Consider the following 13048-nt stretch of genomic DNA (forward strand, 5'->3'; position numbering starts at 1 on the left):
TCACCTCCATTGATATATAATTCTCCGTTGCTAATAAGAGAAGATCCATTTAGAAAAAGAAAATAAGAAGGTGGATCTATTGTTAAATCATTTCCGGCAACAATTAAATTTTCTTCAACTAAATAATGACCTTGTAAATAATTGCTGGTAATACTTCCTCCTATTACCTCCATATTTTCAAAGAAACAATTAGTATAAAGAAAATTGCCTTGGTAGGGTGAACAATCCTTACAAATTATTCCACAATACGCATTCTTGAAATGAGCAGCATAAACATAAAAGAATGAACCGGGATATAGCCTTATTCCATTTATTTTTTGTTCAGAAATAAATGGTGACTGAAAATCAAAAATAACATTGTTTGGGTTCCATGTTGTTGTTGATGTTAACTGTCCGTAAACATTCAGGACAGAATTATTCAGTAAATTCAACTTTGCAATGGGATTTGTTGTATTGGTAATTATTGTAAGTGTTACGCCGCTTGGTACAGTTAAATCACTTTGTATGTTTACATTACCTGTAAAATTTAATCCATTAGTACAACTTGTAAATGTAACATCCGAAGCTGAAATTGTACCATTGTTTACTGCAATACCGTTATATGCAGAATAAATATCAGCATGATTTATTGTTAACGATGCATTGGAATTTACTTTTATTCCATTCTGAGTTGTTGAATTTGGAGAAACAAAATTTAATGTAATCTTTGAGGATGGAGTTCCATTTGCTATTAATGTACCACTTACAATAAGTGAAGAGTTATTATTAAAGATTAAATTTACTCCTGGGTTAATAGATAATGTTACACCAGCAGCAATAGTAATATTATTAGTAATATACCATTTACCAGCAACTAAAGTTGCATTAGAAGTTATTGTATCATTATTAGTATAAATATCAAGGTAATTTGTACCATTAAAATTTCTAATATTTTTAACTGCAAAGCCGCTAGTTACATTTTGCACATAATTCTGTGCGGAAGAAATATTATAAAAATTGCTATTAGGATTTGTGTAAAATGTAAAATCCTTATTTGAATTTGGCGTAAAGAAAACAGAGTTGCTCCCTTTATCTCTATTAAAGTAAGGTCCCTGGATTTCTTCACTACCAGAAATTTTTCTTATTTCAAGACTGTCTAAACCAGCAAGAGGATCAGGAATGCCTGTATTTTGAACCCTATCTGATAATTCTTGCCAAATCCATTTACCATGAGCTGCTTCAATATCTATTGGTTCTTTTCTTCTATTGATATAGTTGGAGTTAATTGAATTTTCAGAAACATGCCAAATTAAAACACCACCCAAATTATAATCCACGGGCCAATTTTCTGTCCATCGATTCAATAATCCCTTTTTATGTAATGTAATATAAAATTTTTCATTTTGCCATGCATATGAAGGTATTGTGGGTGTATATTTATATCCATAGTTCGTTGTTCCCGAATAATAATCGTTTATTGATGGGGAAATATCACCTGTAATAGGAGTTACTGTTCTCCAACCTTCAACTTCACAGAACCAAGGATTATATGGTGATGGTATTCCGTTAAATCCAGGAATACTTGCCATTACTTCAAAGCCCCCTAATGAATAATGATTATAATAGCCAAAATAATTATGGTCCATATCCGGAAAATTGAATAAAGAATGGCCCATTTCATGAAAATATCCTGAAAGATAATCATAAACTCCATGTTGCATATCTCTTAAATCCATCCTACCGGTTATAGCTTTATTATTACTAGACAAATAACCCGAACCATCGATTTTTATAAAACTACCACCAGGAGTTAAATCATTAGTTGTAAAAATTGCGTTAATCGGTAATCCTACTGTTCCACGGTATCCGGAATAATTAAGGAATGTAAATATTACATAATCAACAATTCCATCGTCATCGCCTGAATTAGGAATTCCGTCAGGTCCGTTATTATCAAAACTGCCAAAATTATAATCATCATCTGCCTGTTGAAGGATATCTTGACAAAGAGTAGCTTGTACAACTTCAGCCGACCAATCATATGGCACTCTTGAGATATATGCATGTATCCCATCATCACCTTGTGTTAGAACTTTGGTTAATTCTACATGAAGATTCCCAAATGTTGCTTTGGAGAAATATTCTGACATTAATTGTTGAACATTGGAATATCGAAGACCTGATGGAATAATAGAAACCTGACCAGTATCAGCGCAGTAAATAATAATAGGTCTTATTGTACCTGCTGTAATTGTTGGTGAAGACCCTCCTTCCATTGTTAAACATTTAGTGTTTGTTTGAGCTTGATTAAAACAGGTCATTAATAAGAAAAATAAAAATGTAAAAACAATATTTTTAGCTAATAACATGATCAATCCTCCTTTCTGATTTAAAATTATATATATAAATTATTCCTATTATTTTATTACCATCATTTTAATAATTGATCTATTACTTTCCGTTTCCAATATGCAGAAATACACACCCGAAGAAACCAGCATTCCGTTACTGTTTTTGCTGTTCCAATTAATAAAATAATGTCCTTTATCTTTGTATCCTTTTTCAATTACTGCAACTTGTTGTCCTTGTAAATTGATAACTGATAAAATAATTTTTGATGAAGAATTAATTTTATATTCAATTGTAGTTTCTGGATTAAAAGGATTTGGATAATTTTGAAATAATTGGAAGTCCTTATTTAGTTTTTTATAGTCATTGTTTACTGTTGTAACTGTATCGCCATTTTCATCAACTAATAATTTACTCAGCCAGATATCCCATGTGCTGTCGTGAGCACTTGCAAAATATAGTTTCCTTCCATCAGCAGTAATCCATGGATTTGATTGCCAATTATTATCAGCTGTGACTTCTGAATCCATTATTTTGTTCAAATTTAATATCATCGGAAGTTTCCATCCTTGTTTAACTGTGTCATAATAGTTTACTCCAATATCATTTCCATCTTTTACATTAAAAAATCCTTCAAAGTATATTTTTTTTCTGCTGGCAGGTAAGCTTACAGCACCAAAAGATTCTAAAAAATTATACATATCGACCCAATTTGAAGGACCCCAAACATTAAGACTATCATTCCATTCAGAAATCCTTGGTAAACTTGGATACCTAATCCAGTATAGGTACTTATTATCTGGTGTCATGCAAGCCCAATCGTCTGTCCCGCTATTAATATTTGGTCCTAGATTTTTTCTCCGCCCCCATTCCTGTTTAATTGTATCCCAATCACTATAATATAGATCCCATCCACCATAACCATCGGGCAATCCATAGTCTCTGAAATATAATCTTTTTCCGTCAGGAGAAATTGAGGGACCATCCACAAGTCCAGTATTCCAGTCCGCTTTTACTCTTTCAGGTTTTGACCAGACAGAATCTTTCCAGATTGATTTATGAATCCCGCTTTTGGCTGAATCGGAACCATAACTATAATATAATGTCTTTCCGTCTGCAGTTACAGTAGGACAATTAGCATAATGATATTTATCCGGTGTTAATTCTTTTATCTTTACAGGATTGCTCCATTTTTCCGGTGCAGGTTCCCAAGGATCTGTGTAGAACATCCGTGCTTCGGACCAGTTACTGGCTCCTGCTGAATTTCTTGCATTCATCCTCCAATAATAATGCTTACCATATTGTAAAGGTCCAATTTTAAATATAGTATCTGTTATTGTTGAATCATCAAGAATTAATATTAAAAAATTTTCTTTTGCTGATAATTGAAGGCGATAACTTGATGCGCCAATAGATGAATTCCATTTAAAATTAAATGCTACAGGTACAGTTTCAAAAAAAGTAGGATATATAAGGTTAGGTGGCAATGGTATTGCTATTTGTCCCAAGACAGGCTTAAGTAAAAAACAAATAAAACACAACATTAAACAAATTAAATATTTTCTTGTTGATTTTTTTTCCATTTGTTTAACCTAAATTTTAATAATAATATTTAGTAGTTGCTTTATTTACTTACATTAAATAAAAATAATTTTAAAACAAGAACGAAGCATTTATTAATTACTCCGCTTCCTAATACTTCAATATAAATATCACCTGTAAATTAATCTATTGTATATTCTTCAGAAGGAATTGATGAAACCTGAAAAATCTGAGAGAAAATACTAACTGGAAAAAGAAGTACTAACAAGAATTTTTTCAATGATCCACCGAAAAAAATATGGATTGCATCCCAAACAGTTTTATAATAATTAGCCGGCTGCCATATAATATAATAATTTAAAATAGCAGCCGGTTTTAAACTTAGTTAACCAGGTATTTTATTATGGTGCAACAATTTTTAACATATCCGACTGTTGCCCAACCTGCTGATCATCGCAAAGATAGTATGCATAATACAATCTCTCTTCAGGCAGGTTTGCATTCAGCTTCTGCCTGTTGTCTTCATACGGTGAAGAAGTATCAACCGCAAGAAAAGTAAAATCAGGTTCGCTTCCTCTTTTTGAATAGATCTTTACTCCATTCATTTTTTGTTTATCAAAACTTACAACAGCGCTGCCGCCTAATATTTTACCTTTAAGTGTTGGTTTAATTGTTTCTAAATCTTCGCCTGTTTCTGCTGTTCCTATAATGCCAAGCTCAAGTCCCATTGCCTCTGTGTAGCCGTTAGAGGATTTTATTTTCTGTGCAATCCTTCTTATTTCAGCAATGGCAAGCGCTTTTTTTGCAGCGTTATTTTCAACTGTGGCTTTGCTTTCTGCTTTCTTTAAGTTCATATCAGCATAAGCAGTTCTGTGGCTGGCTATAATGGCTAAAGTATTATTTGTTTCTTCTGCTGTTATACCCAGTAATGTAGTTATGCCCGGAAGCTTTGTAACGAATGTTAGTTCGTGTGCATCAAGACTGCCGTCTTTTGTTGGAATGTAATCCATTTTCATTAACTCCTCAATTGTTAAAAATATTTATTAATTATTTTTTGATTAAGAAAAGGAAGATGTAAGGAATTGGAATAATACAGAGGTTATTCCCCAGTCAGAAAATCTATTTATATAATCTTTCATATATATCCCACGCTTATATAATAAAGACAATGTAATTTGTACAGAACAATTTTCTGGAAACAAGTTAGATTTAAAAAATAAAACATGCAAGGGAGAAATAAAATTTTACCGACAATAAAATACTCTCAACCTTTGCCATGGATTAATTTTAAATAATCAGCACAAAATAATTTTAACCATGCAGCCACATAATACCATAGAGCGGCAAGATGCACGGTTGATCCCGCTAGCTGGATTGACGGATGATGGAAAATGGAAAAAGCTTATAAATATTTTTGCATAAAAAACAAAAAGTTAACTGACAATATTATAATAATACCCACAAGGAAGACATTTAGACCTTGCCGTATGAATGTAACGTATGATTTGTTTTTTGTCACCTCAGCTGTTTTTTTAAATTTACTTCTTTCTGAGGCGACATATGTCGTTATTTGAGTAAAACCATTTTCTTTACATTTCTAAATTCTTTCCCATTTACTCCACTTACATAAATAGAATAAAAATATACACCGGAGCTTAATCCTGATCCATCAAATGAAATTTTATATTGCCCAGGGGATTGAGATTTTTCGTAAAACTGTTTTATTACCTGTCCCAACGAATTATAAATAATCACTTTTACATTAGCAGTATTTGGCAGTGAATATTGAATATTAGTTTTTGGATTGAATGGATTTGGATAGTTCTGAAATAGTTGGTAATCAGAAATTTCTAAATTTGTTTCATCACCAGATACAGATGTTGGTTGTAACAACTGAAACTTCACCGCATCTGCCCGAAGGACAATACTGGGAATTGATGTTCCAACATCCATAACTTTAACTTCAACTTGCTGACTGTCCGGTAGATTGTATTGTCCCAGAGAAACCCAGTTTCCACTTCCCTTGTTTTGGTCAATAAAACAGGAACCAATGCTATCCGTTCCAACCTGGATAATATATAACGCATTAGTTGTTGAATTTACAGTTGTGGGAACAATTTCAAAAATCTCGTAAATGCCTTTTCTTTTCAATACTGTTTTGAAAGAAGCAAAAGCTCCTTGCCCTAAAATTCCAAAACGACTTGATGGACCCCAAGCCTGAGCAACGCTTTTTGCCCAGGTGCCACTCTCACTATAAAAAGTGCTGTCCTCATTATCAACAATTGTAAAGTAAGTCTGGACAGATATTTTAACTGGAAGAGTATAAATCGGATTACGTGAATCATTGCTTTTAAAAACTAATGTGTCATTAAATTCACCGCTTTTGTTTCCATAAAACTTAAGGAAGATATTCACCGATTTCATTCCGTTGATTACAATTGGTAATTCATTTATGGAAATAAGATTTTCGTTGGCAGTGGAAATGCTTGTGATGGTTAAATCATTTCTCCCCTGATTTTGAACCTGGAGAGAATAAGTAGCAGTATCACCTTCACTGATTGGACCAAGCTGCAATTGCTTTTCCCGAATGTATAATGATTTATCTTTTATCAATGCTGAAAATTTCATGGCATCGGCGGATAAAATTTTTCCAACCTGATCTTTACCATAAGCAATCATCTGAATATAACTATCAGCACTGGCATCTAATTGGGATGTGGAAATATAAGTCCAGTCATTTTCGGAAAATGGTCCATTCAAATTTATTGTTTCATTTATCCGTCCATTGGAAAATATCTTAAACGTTAATTTGACTGCTGGATTGTTGGTCTTAGGAATCTGCATCCAAATATTATATAAACCTGATTTTTGAATTCCAGGTTTCCAATTTACTTTAGCACTATCCTTTGCGCCAAGCGTACATTGCCGGGAATCTGTTCCCCAAGAGCGCAACGAACTTGTTGTCCAGTTACCACTTACTTCATCATACATTTTATCAAGATTGTCAATATAAATATCATCAGGTAGGTAATTGAGGAATTTAGTAGAAAGGTTGCCCATTGTATCAGTTACTGCAACTCCAACTTTTGCAATTGAAGATACAGGAAACTCCATTGATGTACTCCAGTGGTTCTCAGATAAATTATTACATGGAACAACAAAGTACTGTTCATAAATATCTTTAACTGCTACAAAAGGTTCAGCTTGAAAAATATTCTCATCAGTATGAATGTAAAATCTTACATTCGATCCAGATTGCGCGACTATAACATCTAAAACAGGTGCAGTTGTATCTTGTCCTTTTCTCCACTTTTGCATAGCCTCAACGGCAGTACAATAGCTGAATTTGACAGTCGGGTATTTTGCAGCAGAAATATGTGCAAGACTATCAATTCTTTTCATGTTATCAGGGAAATCGGCTTCAGGAAGATGAGCCCAGAGGCAGGGGACTTGATCAACTCCGTTTTTAGCTTTTGCAAAAATCTGATCCATAAGTTCCTGAGTCATACTTCCCATATAACGAGAACGGGTATTCCAGCTTTTGCCATTTCCTGGTAATTGATAATTAGACAGCGAAGGATGAAACGGAACAAATTCTTTTGATGCTTTGGACCAGTCGTAAACATTATCTATCGGTTCAACAATGCTTGTTCTAACATTAGGATAATCATTGTGCAAACAATATGGCACTAATTTATCCAGATAGTTTTGCCATTCATTACCCATATAATGCCAGCCGCTGCGGAAAGAAACCGGGAAAGTATTTTCTTCAAGAAGGAATTGAGCGAGAGTAACATCAAAATCTTCTTTGCATTCACTAAAATTTTTTGCCTGGTTCCAAAAATATTTACCATCCTGGTTATAATCTGTCCAGGCAAAAGTGTGATAATGCAAAGAAAGTTCATCACCTAAAGCTTTTACTTCTTCCCCATGATATTTTTTCATTGCATAAATTGTAATTGTATTTGGTACCGGAATGTTTTTGTTTGTTCCTAATCTAAATGCATTACCAGCCATCATCCACCATGTCATTTTCATTGTTTGTCCGTATGAATCCTTAAATTGCTCTCTGAACTTGGGATCCATTACTTTATAAGCGTTCATTTGGGGGTCATCATAAAGACTTATATTGAATGTACAATAATTTTTTGTGACATCTAATCCATCCCAGATTGCTGTATCTGAACCGAGGACAAGATAAACTTTTCCCTGTGCGTAAATAGATTGGAATGAAGACATCAGGATAAAAATAAATGCAAGTAATAATTTGTTGGTTTGTTTCATTGTTTTACGAGTAATAGTTTTTTTTGATTACAAATTAAATAAGAAATTAGTTTTTACAAATTATTTTCCTAAAGTTTAATTAAATAAAAAGTGTAGCGTTCTAACAATTTGAACTAACCGGAAAATATTTTAGGAAAGGTTTTTTTATGTTAATCGATTAGCTATGCAAGTACAAATTTTGGATTGGTTAACAATTGATTTGGGAAATTTTTAGAATGAGTGCTGTGTGAAGTTTTGCAAGTATTTTTTTTCTAAGTGCAGCATTAAGATATTCAAATAAAATTGAGCGGTGTTACCACCGCCCGTAGAAAAGAATTATTTTCCACCTCTTTTACCTTTTGGACCAGTGCCATCACAAACACCAGTGCCTGTTCCCATACCTTGTCCATTCCCGCCTTTTAATCCTTGACCTTTACCAAAACCATGTTTTTTTCCAGTTCCATCTTGTGGACGAACATAATCAGGATCCTTACCATTAGGAATCCCATCACCATCGCTATCGATGGAAAGATCATTTATTCCATCACCATTTGCATCAATAAATCCACGCATTCCACCGTTGCCCTTTTTATTTTTTGGACCAGTATAATCAGCATCCTGTCCGTTAGGAATTCCATCACCGTCATGATCCGGTGCGTTATCGTTAAAGCCATCACCATTGTTGTCTACAAAACCTGCTCCGTGCTGCATTGGTTTGTTATCATTTCCCATATTTTGGGCAGAAACGTTTGAACTAAAAAAGATAAAAGTAAAAAGTGCTATTATCATAGCGGCTAATTTCATCTTTTGTGTTTTCATTTTATTACTCCTTTTTTATTAAAAAATTTTATGTATGTGCTAACACGATTCTTTTTAGTCAACCATCGTGCCGAATGATTTTTCTACTAAAAACTAAATTTAAATTTATACTTTCGACTAATCGGTCGAATTTTATTGCAATGTTTGTCGAGAATGAACCATAACTGATTTCATTTCATTTGATCTGACAATGAAATACAATATTAACCTGCGGAATAATTATTGAGCATTTCATTATCTTGTATCACGATTATTGATGAGTTAGATGAAAACGAACATTACAGTTAAACCAAAATACCTGGTATTTATTTCGCTCACTCTGGCTTTCATCCTGGTGATTGTGACATTCATGGATATTTACCAGGGACAAAAGGATATTTACCAGACTAAGACTGAAGAAGCGGTTTCTTTACTTAGAGCGGTTCAGAAAGCAAGCGAGAATGCCTATATAAGTAATCAGGAAGTTGAGAAACTGATTGCAGACAAATTAATAAACACTTCAAATTTTATTTCCAAATTAGAAGCCCATAAAAAACTTTCTACCACGGAGTTAAACAGCATTTCAACTTCAACAGAAATTGATCACATCTTTCTCTTTTCTTCAGAAAAAAAGTGGGAAGGATTAAATACCAACACGCATTATTCCGAACTAAACATTACTGGTGTTTTATCTGATGAAATAGATTCCTTGATTGCCGGAAAGTATGATTATTTTGTTTCCACATCCATTAATGATATGGAAGACAAACAGCATTTCTTGGTAATTCATAAAAGAGAAAGTGGAAAAGGATTTATTGCTGTATCCATCGAAGCAGAACGTCTTCTGGAATTCCGTAAGAAAATTGGCATTGGTAAACTCTTCCAAAAAATTGCCGATGAGGAAGATATAAAATATGTTGTAATTCAGGATGAAGAAGGAATAACTACTGCGAGCGGAGGTGTAAAAGAATTAAGCTCAATTGCAAAAGATAATTTTCTGGAAGAAATACTATTACAAAAAAAACTTGCAACACGGGAATTATCATATCAGAATGAAAAAATTCTTGAAGCAGTAAAACCATTTAGAGTGGGAAGCGAAATCCTTGGTGTTATAAGAATTGGTGTTTCACTAAAATCTGTCGATAATTTAATTCATCGTACCGTACTTAGAAGTGTTATCATTTCAGCTTTTCTTCTCTTAACCGGCGTAATTATAATCATCCTAATTACAAATAATCAGAACTACTCCATCTTAAAGAAAGAGTATCAAAGAATTCAAACTTACACAGGAAACATTCTTGAAAATATGTCTGATGGTGTTGTAGCGGTGGATTCAAAAGGGAAGATTAATCTGTTTAATAAAGGAGCAGAAAATATTTTTGAATTATCTGCAGAAGCAATCCTTGGGAAAAAATGTGGTGATGTTATAAATTCTCCTGAAAGTTTAATTGATAAAACGCTGCTTACCTGGGAACCAATTGATTATTGGGAGCATACTATTACAACAAAAAATGGTAAAGGAATTATTATTGGTGGCAGCACATCAATCATTAAAAACTCTGACGGAAGTATCAATACAGTAGTTGCAGTTGTTAGAGATTTAACTTCACAAAGAAATACCGAAGAAATTCATAAACGCCAGGAAAAGCTTGCAGCAATGGGAGAACTTGCCGGAAGCGTTGCTCACGAGATTAAAAATCCATTAAATACAATTGGAATTACGGTCCAAAGATTTGAAAAAGAATTTATTCCAACTAAAGATAAAGATGAGTATTTAGAATTAGTAAAAACGATGAAATCAGAAGTAAAGCGGGTAAGTGAAATAATAAATCAATTTTTGAAATTTGCAAAGCCTCCAAAAATCCAAATGCAAAAAACCAGAATGAAAGAATTCATTTATAATGTTCACAAATCGTTTGAAAGCCAGGCGATTAGCAATAAAGTGAAATATGATTATCATTGTGAAGATTTTGAAGCAAGCATAGATCCGGCGCAAATGAAACAAGGTTTGGTGAATCTTATTCAAAACGCTTTTGATGCTGTTATAAGCGGGGGAGAAATAAAATTAGAATCCTATCAGCAGAATAATAATCTTATTATCAAAGTTATGGATAACGGAAAAGGAATGAGCGATGATGAAATAAGTAAAATCTTCAATTTATATTTTACGACAAAATCCAATGGTACTGGGTTAGGTTTAAGTATTGTAAATCAAATTATAACCGAACATAACGGTAACGTTAAAGTCCACAGCAAAATAAATGGTGGAACAACATTCACAATAGAGATTCCAATTATATGAACGTTTCAATTTTAATAATCGATGATGAAAAACCGCAGCGCGATTCGCTTGGTGGATATTTTAAGAAGAAAGCCTTCGAAGTGTTTCTTGCTGATTCCGGTAAAAATGGAATAGAGAAAGCAAAAGAAAACCTGGTTGATATTGTTCTTACCGATTATAAAATGCCTGATATGACCGGACTAGAAGTTCTTTTAGAGTTGAAGAAAATAAATCCCGAGATAGTTGTAATTATGATGACAGCATATGGAAATATTGAAACTGCTGTTGAAGCAATGAAAGCAGGGGCATATAACTACTCACAAAAACCTGTGAATCTTGATGAGCTTGATATTCTAATTGAACGGGCTATTCTTCAAAAACAAATTATTTCTGAAAATAAAAAATTGAAAGACGAGTTGAAAATCAAGTTCAACTTTAGCAATATCATTTATCAAAGCAAAGAACTGGAGGAAGCACTAAACATTGCCGGAAGAGTTGCAAAGAGCAATGCACCGGTTTTAATCAGAGGTGAAAGTGGAACGGGAAAAGAATTATTTGCTAAAGCAACCCATTTTGCCAGCGATAGAAAAGATGATCCGTTTGTAACTATAAATTGTGCGGCTTTACCAGAAACACTTTTGGAAAGTGAGATGTTTGGTTATGAAAGGGGAGCATTTACCGGTGCAGATCAAAAAAGAATTGGACGGTTTGAAGAAGCAAAGAACGGAACAATCTTTATAGATGAAGTTGGCGATATTCCACCAGCAATACAGGTAAAGCTTTTAAGAGTTCTCCAAAGCGGTGAATTTTCAAGGCTCGGTTCCAACCAGGTTATTAAGACAAATGCAAGAATTATTACTGCAACAAATCGTAATCTGGAAGAATTGATAAAGCAAAACATTTTCCGTGAAGATTTTTATTATAGAATAAATGTTGTTTCAATTAACATTCCTCCTTTACGAGAAAGAAAAAGCGACATACCGCTTCTTGTTGATTATTTCATTAGTCGGTTTGATTGCCCAGCTAAGCAATTATCAAAGGAAGTTTTAGATGTCCTTATGAAGTATGATTATCCTGGAAATGTAAGAGAATTAGAAAACATCGTTCAGCGCGCGTGTGTTCTTTCACGAAGTGATCTGATTACTACAAATGATTTACCACTAAATGTTAAAACTTTGAAGACAGAAAATAATCAAGGTGGTTTTCAGCCGCGTATTGATGATTTAAATGTTCAACTAGAAAATATGGAAAAGGAAATAATTCAGTTGGCATTAAAAGAAACTAATGGCAATCAGTCCAAGGCAGCTAAATTGTTAAATATTTCCGAAAGAAACTTAAGATATAAACTTGAAAAGTTAAAAAGTTAAAAAATCCTTTCGACTTTTTTGTCGTGAGCATTCGGTAAATTCGTCTATACTAAAAATGGAAACAGCCAAAATTCATTATAATCAATTTATTTTTCTGGCACTTTTGTTGGCTTAATAAATCGAGGTAAAAAAATGAAAACATTTTACAAAATATTATTCCTTTTAGTTTTTTCTGTTGCAGTCATTAATGCTCAGGAAAAATCTTTACCGAAAAAAGATGGAGAAGCTAAAAATAATGAAGAAGGAAAGACTGAGATAATCAAGAAAGAAAATCCAGACCAGCAAAAATTTATTGATGAAAATGGTGACGGAATTAATGATACTAAACAGGGTAAAGGCATGAAAAAGAGGAGGGGTAAAACAGATACGTTTGTTGATAAAGATGGTGACGGTATAAATGATAATCGCTGCCAGGGAATGGGTTGGGGGAAAGGAAAACAAAAAGGTTTTGGTAAACATCCAAGGTGAA

The 13048-nt window shown here is 33.3% G+C and carries 8 protein-coding genes; 3 read left to right on the plus strand and 5 right to left on the minus strand.

What is annotated here, in order from left to right; genetic code table 11:
• The 5 genes from NTX22_13365 to NTX22_13385 form a co-directional block, all read right to left on the minus strand.
• Positions 1-2348, minus strand: a 2348-nt coding sequence (locus NTX22_13365; protein ID MCX6151514.1) for a hypothetical protein, incomplete at its 3' end; no start/stop codon positions are given.
• 48 nt (positions 2349-2396) lie between these two features.
• Positions 2397-3815 carry a T9SS type A sorting domain-containing protein gene (locus NTX22_13370; protein ID MCX6151515.1) on the minus strand — a complete coding sequence of 473 codons (1419 nt, stop codon included), beginning with the start codon at positions 3813-3815 and terminating at the stop codon, positions 2397-2399.
• A gap of 456 nt (positions 3816-4271) precedes the next feature.
• Positions 4272-4886, minus strand: coding sequence for a hypothetical protein (locus NTX22_13375; protein MCX6151516.1), 615 nt, complete (start codon positions 4884-4886; stop codon positions 4272-4274).
• 550 nt (positions 4887-5436) lie between these two features.
• On the minus strand, positions 5437-8154 hold the full coding sequence (locus NTX22_13380) for a T9SS type A sorting domain-containing protein (protein MCX6151517.1): 2718 nt from the start codon (positions 8152-8154) through the stop codon (positions 5437-5439).
• Positions 8155-8469: 315 nt separating this feature from the next.
• A complete protein-coding gene (locus tag NTX22_13385; GenBank protein ID MCX6151518.1) occupies positions 8470-8952 on the minus strand; it encodes a hypothetical protein in 483 nt (160 codons plus the stop codon).
• A 265-nt stretch (positions 8953-9217) separates the two neighbouring features.
• Here NTX22_13385 and NTX22_13390 point away from each other — a divergent pair, with 265 nt between their 5' ends.
• From NTX22_13390 to NTX22_13400, 3 genes are all read left to right on the plus strand, one after another.
• Positions 9218-11233, plus strand: a complete 2016-nt coding sequence (locus tag NTX22_13390; protein ID MCX6151519.1) for an ATP-binding protein — start codon at positions 9218-9220, stop codon at positions 11231-11233.
• Positions 11230-12579, plus strand: coding sequence for a sigma-54 dependent transcriptional regulator (locus NTX22_13395; protein ID MCX6151520.1), 1350 nt, complete (start codon positions 11230-11232; stop codon positions 12577-12579). The genes NTX22_13390 and NTX22_13395 overlap by 4 nt, the downstream gene beginning before the upstream one ends.
• 132 nt (positions 12580-12711) lie before the next feature.
• On the plus strand, positions 12712-13047 hold the full coding sequence (locus tag NTX22_13400; protein MCX6151521.1) for a hypothetical protein: 336 nt from the start codon (positions 12712-12714) through the stop codon (positions 13045-13047).
• Position 13048: the final 1 nt, after the last annotated feature.

The sequence above is a fragment of the Ignavibacteriales bacterium genome, from assembly GCA_026390815.1.
Taxonomy (GTDB): Bacteria; Bacteroidota; Ignavibacteria; order Ignavibacteriales; family SURF-24; genus JAPLFH01.

Bases quoted from the DNA above. Each gene is read 5' to 3' on its own strand.
- NTX22_13375 (MCX6151516.1), bottom strand. From the start codon at position 4,886: ATGAAAATGGATTACATTCCAACAAAAGACGGCAGTCTTGATGCACAC.
- NTX22_13380 (MCX6151517.1), bottom strand. From the start codon at position 8,154: ATGAAACAAACCAACAAATTATTACTTGCATTTATTTTTATCCTGATG.
- NTX22_13385 (MCX6151518.1), bottom strand. From the start codon at position 8,952: ATGAAAACACAAAAGATGAAATTAGCCGCTATGATAATAGCACTTTTT.
- NTX22_13390 (MCX6151519.1), top strand. From the start codon at position 9,218: ATGAAAACGAACATTACAGTTAAACCAAAATACCTGGTATTTATTTCG.
- NTX22_13395 (MCX6151520.1), top strand. From the start codon at position 11,230: ATGAACGTTTCAATTTTAATAATCGATGATGAAAAACCGCAGCGCGAT.
- NTX22_13400 (MCX6151521.1), top strand. From the start codon at position 12,712: ATGAAAACATTTTACAAAATATTATTCCTTTTAGTTTTTTCTGTTGCA.